Source organism: Curtobacterium sp. NPDC098951 (assembly GCF_044759965.1).
Taxonomy (GTDB): domain Bacteria; phylum Actinomycetota; class Actinomycetes; order Actinomycetales; family Microbacteriaceae; genus Curtobacterium.
The window spans coordinates 281,405-298,578 of record NZ_JBIWAG010000003.1 but is presented as its reverse complement, the minus strand read 5'-3'; the positions used below and the strand labels follow the sequence as shown (position 1 = coordinate 298,578).

Sequence of the window (17,174 nt, the reverse complement as noted above, 5' to 3'; positions counted from 1 at the left end):
GGTGCGGTCACGATAGCCCCGCGCGGACTCAGTCGTCCAGCACTTCTCCGATCACCCGGTGGGCGACGACACGGAACGCGCGGTCGTCGGACAGGTGGAGTGCCGAACCGATCGACACGGCCCAGGCGCGGGCCCGCTCCCAGGTTTCGTCGTCGGCCGCGACGCGTGCGCGGAAGGTGCGCCGCGCTTCCCGGTCGAGCGTCAGCCACGCGGTGGCGAGGTCGACCGCCGGGTCGCCCGCCGTCACGTCGCCGAAGTCGACGACCGCCGACAGGCGGGTACCGCCGTCGGGCGCCGTGTCGAACAGCACGTTGAAGGGGTGCAGGTCGCCGTGCACCCAGACGGGAGGCCCGGCGTACGCCGGCAGCGCCGCCGCCGTCCGCCAGACTGCCGCGAGTGCGCGGGCCCGTGGCACGTCCGCCGTCGCGAGCCGCGTGAGCACCGCCTCGCTCCGGGTCGCGAGCGGCACCGCCCGGACCGGGTTCACCGGGGCGTCGGCGGGTGCCGGGACGTGCAGCAGTCCGAGGAACGCGGCGAGCGCCTCGGCGACGTGCACCCCGCCCGGTCGCTCGCCGGCCGGTTCGCCCGGGAGCCATCGGACCACGCTCCACGACCACGGGTAGCCGAGGGCCGGTCGACCGGTGCGGACCGGGTCCGGCACCGGCACGATCGGGGCCACCCGCTGCGCGATCCCGGGCAGCCAGCGTTGCTCGTGCTCGATGAGGGTCGCGGCGGCCGCGCGGCGGGGGAGCCGGACGGCCAGCAGGTCGCCGAGTCGGACCACGACGTTGTCCCACCCGCTCGCGGCGATCGCCATCGGGAGGTCGGCGAGGTCGGGGTGCTGGTCACGGAGCAGGGCGGCGACGAGCGGGACGTCGACGTCGACCTCGGCAGCGGGGGTGGCCATCGGGTCAGGCTAGCCCGGACCGCGGCGGACCCGTGAACGGGGGCGTGAGCGCAAACCTACCGCTGGGTATGCTCGGAGCGGTCAGCGACGTGGGTGTCGGTGGGGGGACCCGCGTCGCTCGGTCGAGGGAGTCCGCTCAGTGCTCGGTCGAGCGGGTTCGCTCAGTCGAGGGGTTCGCTCAGTCGAGCGGGAGCGGGGCGATCATCCCGACGAGTCGGGGGATCTCCGGACGGACCCGGTCCGTGACGATCGCGGCGAGCAGGACCGTCCAGAGCTCGCGGAGCCGCTCGTACAGGTCCGAGCGGTCGGCGAGGACGTCGGAGACCGTCTGCACGCCCGTGTAGGCGGGGATGACGACCCGGCCGACGAGGTCCGCGTCCCACGCCGGGTCGACCTCGCCGGCGTCGATGCCCTGCCGGACGAGGTCGGCGATGACCTGCATCCAGTCGGTGTACGGGTCGCGCCGTGCCACGCCCTGCGCAGCGGTGTCGGTGGACAGCCGGATGCCGGCGCTCACGACCGTCTCGTGGACCATCTGCGACGCGAGCCCCTGCGACAGCCACATGAGCACCTCGAGCGGGGTGGTGCCGCGCGCGACGGCCGCCTCGCCGTACTGCCGGGAGACCTCGTGCTGCCGGGCGACCACCGCACCGGCGAGGTCCGCCTTCGAGGTGAAGTGGAAGTAGAGCGCGCCCTTCGTGAGGCCGGCCCGCTCGGCGACGGCGTCCATCGAGGTGCCGAGGTAGCCCCGCTCGTCGAACTCGCCCGCCGCGGCGTCGAGGATCGCGGCGCGGGTCTCGACCGCTCGCTGCTGCCGCGTCCCGCTCTCCTGCGCCATGATCCTGCAAGCGTACCGACGCGACAGCGCCCAGGCGGCGTCCGGCCGGCGTCCGGGATCCTCCCCGGTCGGCTGTCGTACGGTTCCCGACATGGACGGATGGCGGAACCCCGCGCGCTGGGCCCGGACGGGGCGGTGGCTGCTGCTGCCGATCGCCGTGCTCGACTGGGTCGCGCTCGCGCCGCAGACCGTCGTCGTGCTGGCGTTCGCGATCGCCGTCGTCGGGTTGGCCGGCATCGCCGCAGCACTCGTCGCGTGGATGCTCCGACGGTCGCGTGGTGCCATGGCGGCGCTCGGGGTGGTGCTCCTGCTCGGAGGGCTCGTCGTGTTCGGGCTCGACCCGTTCCCCGCGGTGTTCCCGCTCGTCGACGGGTGGTGGCCGGAGTCGATCACCCGGCCGCAGGTCGTCGCGAGCGCCTACTGGCAGCTCGCCGGGCTCGGGATCGAGCTCGCCGGGTTCGGCATGCTCGCGACGCTCCTCGTCGTGTCGCTCACGGCGAAGCCCGCGCAGCGCTGACGACCGGGGGTCCGGGCCGTCGGGCACCCGCGCGACCGGGCATCCGGGCGCCCGGCGGTCAGTCGCGCGTGAGCACGAGGAGCGTGCCGACCGCCGCGTCGCCCCGGACGCGTTCGACCAGGTCGGCGACGTCGTCGGCGGTCCGCACCGACGTGGTCAGGGCGTCGAGGCCCCCGACCGCGGCCAGCAGTCCGTCGGTGCACAGCACGACGCGGTCGCCCGGTGCGAGCTCGACGGTCCCCGTCGTCCGCGGGGTCCCCGCGGGTTGCAGGCCGATCGGCAGGTCGCGTGACCGGAGGACCTCGGTGCCGCCGTCCGCGCGCACGACGGCCGCCAGGCCGTGCCCGGCGTCCACGTACGCGACGTGCCCCGACGCGGGGTCGAGCCGCAGGTGGAAGAGCGATGCGACGGTGTCCGCAGCCGACAGGTCGGCGGCGACCTGCGCCTCCAGGCCCTCGATCGCGGTCACGGTGTCGACGTCGGTGCGTGCGATCACGGCCGCCCGGACCGCGGCCGCGAGGAGCGCCGCGGCCCGACCGGCGACCGGGACGGCACCCACGGTGCAGTGCAGGCGGCCGTCCGCTGCGACGCGCCAGTCCGAGACGTCGCCGGAGTCCTCGCGGGGGAGTGCCAGGGCGTGGAGTGCGTACCCGGGGACGTCGACGGGCTCCGGGACGAGGCTGTCCACGACCCGCCGGACCCGGTCGCGCTCGATCACGTGGCCGAGCTCCCGTTCCGCCCACCGTGCGAGGTCACGGAGCAGGTCGAGGTCCTCCGGCGACATCGTCCGCGGGACCGCGTCCATGATGCAGAGGGTGCCGACGCGGGTGCCGTCGAGCATCGACAGCGGTGCGCCCGCGTAGAACCGGATCCCCTGCTCGGTGACGGCCGCGAGGTGCGCGAACCGCGGGTCGAGCGTGGCGTCCGGCACCACGATCGGCGCAGCGTCGAGCACCGTCGTCGAGCAGAACACCTGCTCGGCCGGCGCGCTGCGGCCCTGGTGCCAGCCCTGGGTCGACTGCGCCGTCACCAGGCCGTCGTGCACGATGTTGAGGAAGGACAGCGGGACGCCGAAGGCCTCCTGCGTCATGCGGGTGATGCGGTCGAAGCGCTCTTCGGGGCCGCTCCCGAGCACGCCGAGCGCCTCGATCACGGCCGACCGGTGCGCTGCGGCGTCGAGGTGGGTCACCCGTCCTGTCTACCCGCACCCTCGCCCAGGAACCAGTCCCGCGGGTGGGGGTCGGCGGTGAGCTCGCGCCGCTCGGACACGGGCGCCGCCCACGCGGCCGCGTTCGACAGCACCCGCTGGACGTCCGGGTGGTGGTACACCGGGTACTCCTGGTCGCCGGGGGAGAAGTAGAAGACCTTCCCGAGGCCGCGGCGGTACGCGACGCCCGAGCGGAAGACCTCGCCGCCGGCGAACGTCGACAGGAAGACCTCTTCGTCGGGGCGCGGGATGTCGAAGTACTCGCCGTACATCTCCTGGCGGTCGATGACGATCGGGTGCGGGACGTCCGCGGCGATCGGGTGCTCGGGCGCCACCGTCCAGACCAGCTCGCGCTCCCCGTCGTTGCGCCACTTCAGCGAGCAGGTCGTGCCCATCAGCCGCTTGAACGGCTTCGAGTAGTGCCCGGAGTGCAGGACCACGAGGCCCATGCCCGCGTGCACGGCGTCGACGACCAGGTCGACGACGGCGTCGCTCACCTCGTCGTGGGCGGCGTGACCCCACCAGAACAGGACGTCAGTGGTGGCCAGGCGCTCGGCGGTGATGCCGTGGTCGGGTTCCTGCAGGGTGGCGGTGCTCACGGTCGCGTCCGGGTGGTGCTCGCGGAGCGCGGCGGCGATGACGGTGTGCATGCCGTCGGGGTAGTGCCCGACGACGGTCTCGTCACCCCGGCTCTCGTGCACGTTCTCGTTCCAGACGACGATGTTCAGGGGACGGGATTCGGTCGGCGTCGACATGGCTCCCACGCTAGTCCGCCTGGTCGTCGAATCGATACGACCACCGGAGTGTCGGGGCTTTCCCGGGAGGCGTCCGCGACGATGTGGGCATGACTCCCCGATCCCTGTTCCGCGCCGCCGCGGTCGCCGAACTCGTGACCTGGACCCTGCTGATCGCCGGGATGGTGCTGAAGTACGGGCTGGACGCCGGCGACTGGGGCGTCCGGATCGGCGGCGGGGTGCACGGGTTCGTGTTCCTGGCGTACCTGGTGGTGACCACCGTCGTCGCGGTGAACCAGCGGTGGTCGGCAGGCGCGCTCGTGCTCGGGTGGGCGAGTGCCGTGGTGCCGTACGCGACCGTGCCGTTCGAGGTCGCCGTCGCACGGCGCGGGATGCTCGACGGGGACTGGCGCCGGTCCGCCGACGGTCGCTCGGGCTTCTGGGACCGCCTGCTGTTCTTCGTGGTGCGCCGCCCGCTCCTGGCGGTCGTGATCGGGGTCGTCGTGGTTGCTCTGGTCTTCGTGGTGCTGCTGGCGGCGGGCCCGCCCGTCCCGTCCCGCACCTGACGCGCGGCGCGCGCTCACTTCGTGAGCAGCAATGGTCGGGTTCGTGGTGCGGACCCGACCATTGCTGCACACGAAGCGGCGCGGCGCGCGCACGGACGGACGGGAGGCGCGGTGCCAGCCGGCACCGCGCCTCCCGTCCGTCGTCGCTCGCGCCTACAGCGCGGCGAGCGTCGCGTTCAGCGTCGCGGACGGGCGCATGACCGCGCTCGTCTTGGCGTCGTCGGGACGGTAGTAGCCGCCGATGTCGGCCGGGTGACCCTGCACACCGTTCAGCTCCTCGACGATCTGCTGCTCCTGGGCGTCGAGCTTCGCGGCGATCTCGGCGAACGACGCCGCCAGGTCGCTGTCCTGCGTCTGCGCGGCGAGCTCCTGGGCCCAGTACTTCGCCAGGTAGAAGTGGCTGCCGCGGTTGTCGATCGACCCGAGCTTGCGCCCCGGCGACTTGTCCTCGTCGAGGAAGGTCCCGGTGGCACGGTCGAGCGTCTCGCCGAGGATCTTCGCGCGCTCGTTGCCGGTCACGCCCGCGAGGTGCTCGAGGCTGACCGCGAGCGCGAGGAACTCACCGAGGCTGTCCCAGCGCAGGTAGTTCTGCTCGGCGAGCTGCTGGACGTGCTTCGGCGCCGAACCACCGGCACCGGTCTCGAACAGGCCGCCGCCGCCGAGGAGCGGGACCACGGAGAGCATCTTCGCCGAGGTGCCGAGCTCCATGATCGGGAACAGGTCGGTGAGGTAGTCGCGGAGCACGTTGCCGGTGACGGAGATGGTGTCCTCGCCCCGGCGGATGCGCTCGAGCGAGAAGCGCATCGCGTCCTCGGGCGACATGATCTCGATCTGCAGGCCGTCGGTGTCGTGTTCGCCGAGGTAGGTCCGCACGAGGCCGATGAGGTTCGCGTCGTGCGCACGGCTCTCGTCGAGCCAGAACACCGCGGGGGAGCCGGTGGCACGGGCGCGGGTGACGGCGAGCTTCACCCAGTCGCGGATGGCGACGTCCTTCGTCTGGCAGGCGCGCCAGATGTCGCCGGCCTCGACCTCGTGCTCGATGACCGTCTCGCCGCCGCTCGTGACCACGCGGACGCGGCCGGCGGCCGGGACCTCGAAGGTCTTGTCGTGCGAGCCGTACTCCTCGGCCTTCTGCGCCATCAGCCCGACGTTCGGGACCGAGCCCATGGTGGCCGGGTCGAAGGCGCCGTTGGCCCGGCAGTCCTCGATGGTCGCCTGGTAGATGCCCGCGTAGCTCGAGTCCGGGATGACCGCGAGGGTGTCGTGCTCCTCGCCGTCCGGACCCCACATGTGGCCGGAGGTGCGGATCATCGCCGGCATGGAGGCGTCGACGATGACGTCGCTCGGGACGTGCAGGTTCGTGATGCCCTTGTCGGAGTCGACCATCGCGAGCTCGGGGCCCGCGTCGATGCCGTCCGCGAACGCCTGCTTGATCTCCGCACCGTTCGGCACGGCGTCGAGCCCGGCGAGGATCGAGCCGAGGCCGTCGTTCGGGTTGAGCCCGGCGGCGGCGAGGTCGGCACCGAACCGCTCGAAGACGCTCGGGAAGAACGCCCGGATGACGTGCCCGAAGATGATGGGGTCCGAGACCTTCATCATCGTGGCCTTGAGGTGCACTGAGAACAGCACGCCCTGTTCCTCGGCCGCGCGGATCTGGTCCCGCAGGAAGGCCTCGAGCGCGCGGACGTGCAGCACCGTACCGTCGACGACCTCGCCCTGGAGGACGGGGATCGACTGCTTCAGGACCGTGGTCTCGCCGTCGCTGCCCACGAACTCGATCGTCAGGACGTCGTCGGCCGGGGCGATCCAGGACTGCTCGTTCGAGCGGAAGTCGTCCGTGCCCATCGTCACGACGTTCGTCTTCGAGTCGTGGCTCCAGGCGCCCATGCGGTGCGGGTGCTTGCGGGCGTAGTTCTTGACGGAGAGCGGGGCACGACGGTCGGAGTTGCCTTCGCGGAGGACCGGGTTGACGGCACTGCCCTTGGTGCGGTCGTAGCGGGCGCGGGTGTCGCGCTCCTCGTCGGTCGCGGGCTCGTCGGGGTAGTCCGGCAGGTCGTAGCCCTGCGCCTGGAGTTCCTTGATCGCGGCCTTGAGCTGGGGGATCGACGCCGAGATGTTCGGCAGCTTGATGATGTTCGCCTCGGGCGTCTTCGCCAGGTCGCCGAGCTCGGCGAGGGCGTCGTCCAGGCGCTGCTCGGCGGTGAGGCGCTCCGGGAACTGGGCGATGATCCGGCCGGAGAGCGAGATGTCGCGGGTCTCGACGTCGACACCTGCGGTGCCGGCGAAGGCCTGGATGACCGGGAGGAAGGAGTGGGTGGCGAGGAACGGCGCCTCGTCCGTGAGGGTGTAGATGATCTTGGCCATGCTGGCGGGTACTCCCTTGTTCGACCGTCGGTACGTCCACGCTACTCGCGCAGCGGGATGTCTCGACATCAAGATACATGGTGCCGCCTGCGTGGAGCGGATGCTCGGTCTGCTTCCTGGAGGCGCACTGGCGACTCATAGGGACGTCCCGTCGACTGGTCTTCCGCGACACACGGACCAGGAGGCGCACATGGCGACGACACGGCAGACACCGGAGGACTTCGGCTGGTCCGCGGAGGACCTCCGCTCGGCCTACGCCGTGGACGGCAGCGGACCGTACCGGTACGCACCGGACGGCTCGGGGCCGTTCTCCTACGACGAGGACGGCTCCGGACCCTGGCTGGTGGGGCCGACGCCCCGGCGCGGGCTCGCCCGCTTCGCGCCGCGGGACCGCGGGTCGGGCTCGCGGCTGCGGCGGATCGGGACCGCCGTGACCGCGGGCACGCTCGCGCTCGTCCTCGCCGCGGGGAGCGTGGCACTCGTCGCCCACGTCGCCCCGCCGCACCACGCGGTGAACGCCTCGTCCGCCCACACCCCGGAGCCGGACGGGGACTGACCGCCCGGTCCGACCCGGACTGCGCGCGTCACTCGCCGATGCGCACCCGGAACACGCGGACACCGGCGGTCTTCAGCGCCGCGAGCCCGAGGCGCATCCGGAAGGTCCGGAACGGACGCTCGAACCCGGACGGCGCCGACGCCGCGCCGATCTGGTGCAGGACCTCGGACGTCAGCGTCCGCTCGATCTTCGGGGCGAGACGCGTCAGCCCGGACACCGTCACGACGATCCGGACGGCGTGCGGCGCCAGGAGCGGGTCGATCATCTCGGCGGCCTCGTGCGCGCGGTGGAACGCGGGATCGTCGCCCGGTCGACGGATCGCGATGACCGCGAGTTCGGCGTCCCACGTCTCGGCGGGGTCCGGCAGGTCGTCGACCCCGACCACCCGCATCCGAGCCGCGTCGACACCAGCCCGCACGGCAGCGGTGCGGAGCACGGGGAGGAGTTCCTGCGTGCCGGCGAGCACGACGTGGGCCGTGCCCAGGTCGACCGGTTCGTGCCGCTCGCGCGGTCTTCGGGCCATGTGGAGGGTCCTTTCGGCTCGCTCACTGCGGACACTACTGACCGGGCGTCGTCGGGGTCCGCCGCGGGCCTCGGGGATCAGCACCCTCCCAGCACTCGGTAACGATGAGATCACGAAAGGACCTGTACAAAGCGACAGAGTCGTGCAGAATGGTGGGCGGCCATGACGACTGCACGCGAACTCGACCAGCACCCGGACACCCCGGTGGTGCACCTGTCCCGTCGCGCCGCCCTCGAGGCCGAGCGCGCCGCAGCCCGGAAGCCGGCCCGCCGCGAGCGTGCATCGAAGCCGGTGCCGACCGGTCGTCGCACGGCAGCCGCACGCGCCGCGACCGAGCACGTCGACCCCCGCGTCCAGCGCGTCGTCCGCCGACCCGCGCCGACCGCGCCCGCCGTCGTCCGCGCGACCCGCGCCTCCCGGTCCCGCCGCGCCAGCCGCATCACCCTCACGAGCGCCCTGGCGGCCCTCGCCATGTTCGCCGCGTCCGCGATGCCCGCGCACGCGAGCGTCGGCACCTCGATCGCGACCGCGACCCTCGCGCCGTCCGTGCGCACGCAGGACTACGCCGTCACGCAGGCGATCGCCGCCTCGGCCCTCGACCGCGACGGGTTCACGGTCGGCGGCGGCTCGACGGGCACCCCCGGCACGTCGGTGTCCTACGGCGGCGAGATCCGCTCGCCCTTCCCCGGTCCGGTGCGGATGAGCTCGGGCTTCGGCTACCGTGCGGCTCCCTGCGGCGCCTGCTCCTCGCTCCACCAGGGCCTCGACTTCAACCCGGGCATGGGTGCGCCGATCGGCGCCGTCGCCGCGGGCACCGTCCGGGTCTCCGGCACGTACTTCTCGTACGGCACCGCGGTGATCATCGACCACGTCGTGGACGGCCGCAAGGTCTCGACGCTCTACGGGCACATGATCCCCGGCTCCTCGCCCCTCCGGGCCGGCGACACCGTCGAGGCGGGGCAGTTCATCGGCAAGGTCGGGTCGTCCGGCGTCTCCACGGGCGCACACCTCCACCTCGAAGTCCTCATGGACGGCGTGACGCCGATCGACCCAGAGGCCTGGCTCGAAGCGCGCATCGGGCGTTCCCTCACCGCTTGATCAGGTTTCCTGTGCAGAGTCACAGGCATGGACGACTGCCACAGACCGCCCGCCCGACGCCGATCTGAGCCGGTGGCCCGCTGATGGGAGCCGACACCTGGATCGCCTTCGGGCTCGTGGTCCTCTTCGTGCTCGTCGGCGGCGTGTTCGCAGCGGCCGAGATCGCCCTCGTCTCCCTGCGCGAGTCACAGCTGCAGCAGCTCGAGCGTCGCGGTTCGCGGGGGATGCGGGTCGCCGAGCTCGGTCGCGACCCGAACCGCTTCCTGTCCGCCGTGCAGATCGGCGTGACCGTCGCGGGGTTCTTCTCTGCCGCCTACGGTGCGTCCTCGATCGCGCCGGACGTCGCCCCGCTCTTCACCGGCATCGGCCTCGAGCAGGGCGCGGCCGAGGTGGTCGCACTGGTGCTCATGACCCTCGTGATCGCCTACCTGTCGCTGGTGTTCGGCGAGCTCGTGCCGAAGCGGCTCGCCCTGCAGCGGGCCGAGGGCTTCTCGATGGCCGTGGCGCCGACGCTCGACCGGTTCGCCACCCTCATGCGCCCGGTGATCTGGCTGCTCTCGAAGTCGACCGACGCCGTGGTGCGACTGCTCGGCGGGGACCCGGACGCCCGGAGCGAGTCGATGAGCACCGAGGAGCTCCGCGGCCTCGTCGAGGAGCACGACGCCATCGACGCCCAGGGCCGCCGCATCGCCCGGAGTGCCCTCGACGCGGGCGACCGGATCCTCCGCGAGTCGATGCGCCCGTGGTTCGACGTCGCGACCATCGCCGCCGACACCACCATCGCCGAGGCCACCGACCACGCCATCGAGGTCGGCCACACGCGGTACCTCGTGACCGAGGGCTCGCGCGACGACGTGGCCGGGTTCGTGCACCTGCGCGACCTGCTGCGACCCGAGGACCCCACCCGGCCGGTGTCGACCCTCGTCCGTCCCGTGCTCGCGCTGCCGGAGACGAAGTCGCTGTCGAGCGCCATCGCGGACATGCGCACCGAAGGCCACCAGATCGCCCTGGTCGTCGACGAGTACGGCGGGAGCGCCGGGATGGTCACGCTCGAGGCGCTGCTCGAGGACCTCGTCGGACGCATCCGGGACGAGTGGGACGCCGCCGAGTTCGACGAGCAGGCGGCCCGTCACGACGGCGTCGACGGGGCGACCGTGCTCGAGGACCTCGCCGCCGACGGCGGCCCGACGCTGCCGGACGGTGACTACGAGACGGTGGGCGGCCTGGTGCAGGTGGCGCTCGACCGCGTGCCCGAGGTCGGCGACGTGGTCGAGGTCGACGGGTACCGGCTCGAGGTCACCGCGATGGACGGGCACCGCGTGGCCCGGGTGCGCATCACGGCGGACGTCGCCGCCTGAGGTCGCGGTCCCGGGCAGGGCCTCCCGGGTACGGGCAGGGCCTGCCGGGGTACCAGGCACGGGACGTACGCTCGTCGCATGGGTATCGACGTGCGCAACGAGATCCGCGACTTCCTGTCCTCGAGGCGGGCGCGGCTCACCCCCGAGCAGGTCGGCATGCCCTCGTTCGGCGGCGGCGTCCGGCGGGTGCCGGGGCTGCGACGCCACGAGGTCGCCATGCTCGCCGGGGTGAGCGTCGACTACTACACGCGCCTCGAGCGGGGCTCGCTGAAGGGCGTGTCGGACAGCGTGCTCGAAGGGCTCGCCGCCGCACTCCAGCTCGACGAGGACGAGCGCGTCCACCTGTGGGACCTCGCGCGCCTGGCGAACTCCGGCGTGAAGGTGATGCACCGGAACGTCCCGACCCGCGTCCGGCCCGGGGTGCAGCGGTTGCTCGACTCGATCACCGGAGCGCCCGCGTGGGTGCGGAACGAGCGCGGCGACGTCGTCGCGACGAACGACCTCGGTCGTGCCCTGTACGCGCCGATGTTCGCCGGACCCGGGCGCCCGGTGAACACCGCCCGCTTCACGTTCCTCGACCCGGCGGCGAAGGAGTTCTTCGCGGACTGGGCGCAGACCGCCCGGGACGCGGTGGCGATCCTCCGCGCGGCCGCGGTGTCGAACCCGTGCGAGCCCGGGCTCGTGACCCTCGTCGGCGAACTGTCCACCCGGAGCGAGGAGTTCCGCACCTGGTGGGCCGCGCACGACGTCCGGATGCACCGCACCGGCAAGAAGCGGATCGTGCACCCCATCGTCGGCGAACTCCGGCTCGACTACGAGGCCCTCGAGCTCGTCGCGGACCCCGGGCTCGTGATGTTCTCGTACTCGGCCGAACCCGGCAGCGAGTCCGAGCGCTCGCTGGCACTCCTCGGGTCGTGGGCCGCCACGGAACGCGCCGAGCACTACGCGGCACTGCGCGCGTCGGAGACCGAGTCGGTCGACTGACCCGGAGCCCCCGTGGGCCCGAACGGTCACGGTGGATCGGTCCGGTCACGGTGGATCGGTCCGGTCACGGTCGATCGGTCCGGTGAGGCCGCTCGGCAACCCGTGCCGTCGCGTCGTTGACCGTTCCGGTTCGCGATCCCCGGGATCCCCGAACCAGAACGGTCACGGCGGATCGCCAGGGGCGGTGTCAGGTGGTGGGAGCCGCAGGACCGGTCGCGTCCGTGCCCGCGCCACCGTCGTCGGTCGCGGCACTGCCGTCGTCGGTGCCGGCGATGCCGTCGACGATCGCCCGGTACCGCAGCCGCTCGATGCGCAGCACCCGCTCCGTCGCGGAGAGGCGCAGCACGCGGATCGCCGCGAAGACGAGCACGATGAGCGCGACCGTCAGGACGGCGAGCGCCACGACGAAGGCGACGTACAGCAGGCTGACGACGGCGAATCCCCCGGAGATCATGGGGCGACGGTAGCAGGCACCGTCCGTAGGCTGGGGCCGTGACGAGGACGGCGGACGGCCCAGCGGGGGAGCCCGGAGCCGTTCGCGCCGAGCAGGACCACCGGAAGTACCGCCGGCCGGAGCCGTCCTTCGTCCGGGCGGTCGCGACCGCCCTCGGCGACGCCCGGACGGTCCTCGAGGTGGGTGACGGCGCGGTGTCCTCCGTGCCCGCCGACCGCGCGGTCACCGCGGCGACGTCGACGAACGCGATCGACACCGACGCCGCCAGCGACACCGACGCCACCACCGACACCACCAGCGACTCCGACGGATCCGGCACCTGGGCGCTGCCGTTCCCGGCCGACCGCTTCGACGCCGCGGTCGTGACGTTCCCCGTGGAGGGGTGGGTCGACCCCGAGCGGGGACTCGCCGAGGTGCGCCGGGTGACTCAGGGTCCGATCGTGGTCCTGACGTCCGACCCCGACCGCGTCCCGGACTTCTGGCTCGCCGAGTACGCCCCCGAGGTCACCGCGGCCGAGGCCGGGCGGTACCCGCCGGTGGGCCGCATCGCCGCGGCCCTCGCCGGGGACACCGTCACGACCACCCCGCTGCCGATCCCGTTCACGTGCGTCGACGGGTTCTCCGAGGCGTACTACGCCCGACCGGAGCGGCTCCTCGACGCGGCGGCGCGGCGGGCCGACCCCGCCTGGGGCCTCGTGGACGAGCTGACCGCACGCCGCTCGGTCGCGGCGCTCCGGAACGCGCTGGACTCCGGGGACTGGGACCGTGCGCACGGCGCCCTCCGGACGCAGCCGTCACGGGTGGGCTCACTCGTCCTCGTCACCGCGGTGCCGCCGCGCGCTTGACACGTCGACGTAGGCTGGTCCCGTGAGCTTCCAGGAGGTGGTCGGCGCCCGTTTCGCCGACATCAGGGCGTGATGCCCCCGGTCGCACCGTGCGGTGCGGCCGCCGTCATCGAACCCTGAGACCCTCCGCCCGGTGCGGCGCGCGTCCGCGTGCCCCGGGCCCTGTCGAGAGCGAACCACCATGCTGCCCATCAGCGAGAAGACCATCCGCACGTCCTTCGTCAACGCCTCCCGCAAGGAGACCGGCGACCTCACCCTGCCCGGGGACCTCGACACCCTCGACTGGGACGCGCTCGACTACCTCGGCTGGCGCGACCCGAAGCTCGCGCGCCGCGCGTACGCCGTCGTGCCGACGCTCGAGGGCGAACTCGTCGGCATCCTGTTCCGGCAGGCCGAGGCGTCGCCCCGCGCCCGGGCCCAGTGCTCGTGGTGCCAGGACGTCAAGCTGCCGAACGACGTCGTGTTCTACAGCGCGAAACGGTCCGGGCCGGCTGGGCGCAACGGCAACACCGTCGGCACGCTCGTCTGCCAGGACTTCCAGTGCTCCCGGAACGTGCGGCGGACGCCGCCCCTGGCGTACGAGGGGTTCGACGTCGAGGCCGCCCGCCGGCAGCGGATCGAGGACCTGCAGCTGCGCGCGGCGTCGTTCGCCGCGGAGGTCTAGGACCGGCGCGACCAACAGACGGCCCGGAGGCGCGGTGCGGGCCGGCACCGCGCCTCCAGGCCGTCGGGTCGTGCGGTCAGCGACCGATGGACGACATGTCCGGGTAGCGGTCGCCCGTGGGGACCGGCAGCGCCGACAGGCGCGCGACCTGGTCGGCGGTGAGGGTGAGGTCGGTGGCGCCGACGTTCTCCTCGAGCCGCGTGACCCGCTTCGTGCCGGGGATCGGCACGACGTCGTCACCCTGCGCGAGCAGCCAGGCCAGGGCCACCTGCGCCGGGGTGCCGCCCGCCTCGGACGCGATGTCCTTGACGGCGTCGACGATCCGCATGTTCTCGGCGAACGCTGCCTCGGCGAACCGCGGGTTCGCACGGCGGAAGTCGTCCGAGTCGAGGTCGGACGGCTTCGTGATCGCGCCGGTCAGGAACCCGCGGCCGAGCGGCGAGTACGGCACCAGACCGATGCCGAGCTCACGGAGGGTGTCGAGCACCTCGCCCTCCGGGTCCCGGGTCCACAGCGAGTACTCGCTCTGCAGGGCCGTGATCGGGTGGACGGCATGGGCCTTCCGGATCGTCGCGGCGCTCGCCTCGGAGAGCCCGATGTGCCGGATCTTGCCCTCCTCGACGAAGCCGGCGAGCTGCCCGATCACGTCCTCGATCGGGACGGCGGGGTCGACGCGGTGCTGGTAGTACAGGTCGATGTGGTCGGTGCCGAGCCGTCGCAGGGAGCCCTCGAGCGCCTCGCGCACCGACTCGGGCGCACTCGAGATCCCGCGCTGGGTGCTCGGCTCGGTCTCGCCGGGGGTGTGGGTGATCAGGCCGAACTTCGTCGCGATGACGACGTCGTCCCGACGGTCCCCGAGGGCCCGGCGGAGCAGGTCCTCGTTCGTGTACGGGCCGTAGGCCTCGGCGGTGTCGAACAGGGTGACGCCGAGGTCGATCGCGCGGTGGATCGTGCGGATCGACTCGTCGTCGTCGGTGCCGGCGCCCGTGTAGAAGGCGCTCATGCCCATGGTGCCGAGGCCGACGGGGCCGACCTCGAGGTCTCGGAGCGTGCGTGTCTGCATGGGTGCAGGTCTACTCCGCGTCCCTCGGTTGGAGGGAGGCACTGACCGGACCCGTCAGCCAGGAATGCCCGTTCGTGCGGTTCCTCCAAGGTTCCGCGCGTTCCCGACCCGACCCTGGTGTGATCGGAGCGTGAACCTGTACTTCCGGCTGTTCCTGCTCCGGTTGCGCGTCCGGCTCCGCCCCGCGGTCGGTGGACGTCGACCGACGCTCTGGGACGAGGTCCGCACGCCGTTCCGGGTGACCCTGACCGACCTCGACCCGCTGCGCCATGTGAACAACGGGAAGTACCTGTCGATGCTCGACCTCGGGCGACTCGACCTCATGCTGCGCTCCGGGTTCTGGGGTGCGATCGCCGAGCGCGGCTGGTACCCCGTGGTCTCCGCGCAGACGATCACGTACAAGCGGTCTCTGACGCTCGGACAGCGGTTCGAGCTCGTGACCCGGGTGCTCGGGATGGACGACCGCGCGGCCTACCTGGAGCAGACGTTCGTCCGGCGCGGCACCGTGGTGGCACGAGCCGTGGTGCAGGCGCGGTTCCTGCTGCGGGCCGGTGGGACGGTGTCCCCGGCGGAGCTGCTGGACGCCGCGGGGGCCACCGACCGGGACCTGTCGGTGCCGGAGTGGGTGCACGACTGGGCCGGTGCCACCCGGATCAGCAGCTCGGGTACGCTCGCGGGCAGGGGGACGGATGCCCCGGGACGAGAGGGGACGTCATGACCATCGTGTGGATCGTGATCGGCATCGCGGTGCTGATCGCCGCCGTCATCACCGTGCTCGAGGTGCAGAACCACCGACGCGCGAAGCGCCTCGCGCACCTCGGACCGGCCGACCCGCGGCTCGGGGCGCAGGCGAGAGCGGACGCCGATGCCGCGCACTCGGTGACCGAGGGACTGTCGAAGTCCGCGCACCCGGGCGTCTCCGGCGCCGGCGGCGGGGTCTCCGGCCCGTGACCCGGCCCGCCACCAGGCGGACGGTGCTCGCCGGGGGAGTCGGACTCGGGATCGTCGGGGTGCTCGCCGCGTGCAGCCGACCGGCACCGTCCCCGTCCCCGTCGGCCACGGGCACACCCGGACCCCCGAGGACCCCGACCGCGTCACCGACACCGGGCGGCCCCGACTCGTGGGACGCCCTCGCCGCCGCGGTCTCCGGACGGCTGCTGCGCTCCGGGTCGGACGGGTGGAACACTGCTCGCCTGGTCGAGAACCCACGCTACGACGACGCCGATCCGCAGGGCATCCTGCGCGCAGCCGGGGTCGCCGACGTGCAGGCCGGGCTGGCCTTCGCCCGGAACACGCACACCCCGGTCGCGCTCCGCGCCGGCGGGCACTCGTACACGGGGTGGTCGGCCGGCGGCGCACCCGGCACCGACGTCCCACGGTCGCTCGTCATCAGCACGCAGGACCTCGACGGCATCGAACTGCACGACGACGACACCGTGACGATCGGCCCCGGCGCGCAGCTCGGGGACGTCTACGCCACACTCGCGACGGCCGGTCGGGCCATCGGCGCCGGCTCCTGCCCGACCGTCGGCATCGGCGGGCTCACCCTGGGCGGCGGGGTCGGCGTGCTCGTCCGCTCCTTCGGTCTGACCTGTGACCAGCTCACCGGCGTCACGCTCGTCACCCCGGACGGCGTCGTGCACGACGTCTCGACCTCGGCCGAACCGGACCTCTTCTGGGCCTGCCGCGGTGGGGGCGGCGGGACCGTCGGCGTCGTGACCGCACTGACCTACCGGACCCAGGCCGCGCCTCCCGTCCTGCTCTTCACCATCACCTTCGCGTGGTCCGCCGCGGCGGCGGTCGTGCGCGCCTGGCAGGACTGGGCGCCCACCGCCGACCCGCAGCTGTGGTCGACGCTCAAGCTGCTGAACGGCACCCGCCACACCGCGCCGACCGTCACCGTGACCGGTGTGTGGACGGGTTCGAAGACCGGTGCCGACACCTCCGTGGACGGTTTCATCGCCGCCACCGGGGCGAAACCGCTGGCCCACACCGCAACGCAGCACACGTACGGGTCCGCGATGGCCGCGCTGGCCGGCAAGCCGCAGCGGGTGTCCGAGGCGGCGACCTCCTCGATCGGGTCGGTCAAGCTGACCGACGCGCAGATCGACGTGCTCGTCGCCCGGGCGGACGCGGCCGGCGACGTGCCGGGGAACCTCGAGGGCGGTGTCTCCCTCGATGCCCTCGGCGGCGTCGTGGCCGACATCGGCCGGACGGACTCAGCCTTCCCGTGGCGGTCCGCGCTCATGACCGTGCAGTACACCGCGGTCTTCGCCGACGGATCGGACCCGGCGCCCTTCGACGCCTACGTCCGGGGCTTCCGGAAGGCGATGCGGCCGGCATGGGGCGACGCCGCCTACGCGAACTACTGCGACGCGGCCATCACGGACCCCTCGGCGTACTTCGGCGACAACACCTCGCGCCTGCACCGCATCGCCGAGCAGGCGGACCCGGACGGGGTGCTCTCGCAACCGCACTGGGTGTGAACCGCCCCGT

At 72.9% G+C, this 17,174-nt stretch carries 19 protein-coding genes; 11 read left to right on the top strand and 8 right to left on the bottom strand.

Going from position 1 to position 17,174, the window contains the following annotated elements:
• Positions 1-28: 28 nt before the first annotated feature.
• Positions 29-907: an aminoglycoside phosphotransferase family protein gene (locus tag ACIQUC_RS10405; RefSeq protein WP_402266439.1), complete on the bottom strand. Its 879-nt coding sequence runs from the start codon at positions 905-907 to the stop codon at positions 29-31.
• Positions 908-1,085: 178 nt separating this feature from the next.
• On the bottom strand, positions 1,086-1,745 hold the full coding sequence (locus ACIQUC_RS10400; RefSeq protein WP_402266436.1) for a ScbR family autoregulator-binding transcription factor: 660 nt from the start codon (positions 1,743-1,745) through the stop codon (positions 1,086-1,088).
• A gap of 91 nt (positions 1,746-1,836) precedes the next feature.
• Here ACIQUC_RS10400 and ACIQUC_RS10395 point away from each other — a divergent pair, with 91 nt between their 5' ends.
• Positions 1,837-2,262: a hypothetical protein gene (locus ACIQUC_RS10395; RefSeq protein ID WP_402266433.1), complete on the top strand. Its 426-nt coding sequence runs from the start codon at positions 1,837-1,839 to the stop codon at positions 2,260-2,262.
• Positions 2,263-2,320: 58 nt separating this feature from the next.
• Here the strand turns inward: ACIQUC_RS10395 and ACIQUC_RS10390 are convergent, their stop codons facing one another.
• Together ACIQUC_RS10390 and ACIQUC_RS10385 are read right to left on the bottom strand one after the other, a co-directional pair.
• Positions 2,321-3,451: a PP2C family protein-serine/threonine phosphatase gene (locus ACIQUC_RS10390; protein WP_402266430.1), complete on the bottom strand. Its 1,131-nt coding sequence runs from the start codon at positions 3,449-3,451 to the stop codon at positions 2,321-2,323.
• Positions 3,448-4,224: a ThuA domain-containing protein gene (locus tag ACIQUC_RS10385; protein ID WP_402266427.1), complete on the bottom strand. Its 777-nt coding sequence runs from the start codon at positions 4,222-4,224 to the stop codon at positions 3,448-3,450. Before ACIQUC_RS10385 ends, ACIQUC_RS10390 begins: the two co-directional genes overlap by 4 nt.
• 89 nt (positions 4,225-4,313) lie before the next feature.
• On the opposite strand from ACIQUC_RS10385, the gene ACIQUC_RS10380 reads away from it, so the two are divergent.
• The gene (locus tag ACIQUC_RS10380; RefSeq protein WP_402266425.1) at positions 4,314-4,769 is read left to right on the top strand and encodes a DUF3817 domain-containing protein; all 456 of its coding nucleotides are present in this window, start codon (positions 4,314-4,316) and stop codon (positions 4,767-4,769) included.
• A gap of 153 nt (positions 4,770-4,922) precedes the next feature.
• Here ACIQUC_RS10380 and ACIQUC_RS10375 read toward each other — a convergent pair whose 3' ends face one another.
• Positions 4,923-7,133 (bottom strand): NADP-dependent isocitrate dehydrogenase, encoded by a 2,211-nt coding sequence (locus ACIQUC_RS10375; RefSeq protein ID WP_402266422.1) that lies wholly within the window; start codon positions 7,131-7,133, stop codon positions 4,923-4,925.
• A gap of 190 nt (positions 7,134-7,323) precedes the next feature.
• On the opposite strand from ACIQUC_RS10375, the gene ACIQUC_RS10370 reads away from it, so the two are divergent.
• Positions 7,324-7,689, top strand: a complete 366-nt coding sequence (locus tag ACIQUC_RS10370) for a hypothetical protein (protein WP_402266420.1) — start codon at positions 7,324-7,326, stop codon at positions 7,687-7,689.
• A gap of 28 nt (positions 7,690-7,717) precedes the next feature.
• Here the strand turns inward: ACIQUC_RS10370 and ACIQUC_RS10365 are convergent, their stop codons facing one another.
• Positions 7,718-8,212 carry a hypothetical protein gene (locus tag ACIQUC_RS10365; protein WP_402266417.1) on the bottom strand — a complete coding sequence of 165 codons (495 nt, stop codon included), beginning with the start codon at positions 8,210-8,212 and terminating at the stop codon, positions 7,718-7,720.
• Between the two features lie 162 nt (positions 8,213-8,374).
• Between ACIQUC_RS10365 and ACIQUC_RS10360 the strand changes: the two genes are divergently transcribed.
• The 3 genes from ACIQUC_RS10360 to ACIQUC_RS10350 all read left to right on the top strand — a co-directional run bounded on the left by ACIQUC_RS10360 (position 8,375) and on the right by ACIQUC_RS10350 (position 11,652).
• Positions 8,375-9,310: a M23 family metallopeptidase gene (locus ACIQUC_RS10360; protein WP_402266414.1), complete on the top strand. Its 936-nt coding sequence runs from the start codon at positions 8,375-8,377 to the stop codon at positions 9,308-9,310.
• 83 nt (positions 9,311-9,393) lie between these two features.
• Positions 9,394-10,668 (top strand): hemolysin family protein, encoded by a 1,275-nt coding sequence (locus ACIQUC_RS10355; protein WP_402266411.1) that lies wholly within the window; start codon positions 9,394-9,396, stop codon positions 10,666-10,668.
• 78 nt (positions 10,669-10,746) lie between these two features.
• Entirely contained in the window at positions 10,747-11,652 is a 906-nt protein-coding gene (locus ACIQUC_RS10350) for a helix-turn-helix transcriptional regulator (protein ID WP_402266408.1), read from the top strand.
• A gap of 187 nt (positions 11,653-11,839) precedes the next feature.
• Here the strand turns inward: ACIQUC_RS10350 and ACIQUC_RS10345 are convergent, their stop codons facing one another.
• Entirely contained in the window at positions 11,840-12,106 is a 267-nt protein-coding gene (locus ACIQUC_RS10345; RefSeq protein ID WP_402266405.1) for a hypothetical protein, read from the bottom strand.
• 38 nt (positions 12,107-12,144) lie between these two features.
• Between ACIQUC_RS10345 and ACIQUC_RS10340 the strand changes: the two genes are divergently transcribed.
• Positions 12,145-12,951 (top strand): SAM-dependent methyltransferase, encoded by an 807-nt coding sequence (locus tag ACIQUC_RS10340; protein ID WP_402266402.1) that lies wholly within the window; start codon positions 12,145-12,147, stop codon positions 12,949-12,951.
• A gap of 181 nt (positions 12,952-13,132) precedes the next feature.
• Positions 13,133-13,615 (top strand): FBP domain-containing protein, encoded by a 483-nt coding sequence (locus ACIQUC_RS10335; RefSeq protein WP_022907023.1) that lies wholly within the window; start codon positions 13,133-13,135, stop codon positions 13,613-13,615.
• A gap of 76 nt (positions 13,616-13,691) precedes the next feature.
• Here the strand turns inward: ACIQUC_RS10335 and ACIQUC_RS10330 are convergent, their stop codons facing one another.
• Positions 13,692-14,678, bottom strand: a complete 987-nt coding sequence (locus ACIQUC_RS10330) for an aldo/keto reductase (protein ID WP_402266398.1) — start codon at positions 14,676-14,678, stop codon at positions 13,692-13,694.
• Between the two features lie 130 nt (positions 14,679-14,808).
• Here ACIQUC_RS10330 and ACIQUC_RS10325 point away from each other — a divergent pair, with 130 nt between their 5' ends.
• The 3 genes from ACIQUC_RS10325 to ACIQUC_RS10315 are packed head-to-tail and all read left to right on the top strand — an operon-like array spanning position 14,809 to position 17,164.
• Positions 14,809-15,396, top strand: coding sequence for an acyl-CoA thioesterase (locus ACIQUC_RS10325; protein ID WP_402266396.1), 588 nt, complete (start codon positions 14,809-14,811; stop codon positions 15,394-15,396).
• On the top strand, positions 15,393-15,629 hold the full coding sequence (locus tag ACIQUC_RS10320) for a hypothetical protein (RefSeq protein WP_022907020.1): 237 nt from the start codon (positions 15,393-15,395) through the stop codon (positions 15,627-15,629). Before ACIQUC_RS10325 ends, ACIQUC_RS10320 begins: the two co-directional genes overlap by 4 nt.
• A complete protein-coding gene (locus ACIQUC_RS10315; RefSeq protein ID WP_402266392.1) occupies positions 15,626-17,164 on the top strand; it encodes an FAD-binding oxidoreductase in 1,539 nt (512 codons plus the stop codon). The genes ACIQUC_RS10320 and ACIQUC_RS10315 overlap by 4 nt, the downstream gene beginning before the upstream one ends.
• Positions 17,165-17,174: the final 10 nt, after the last annotated feature.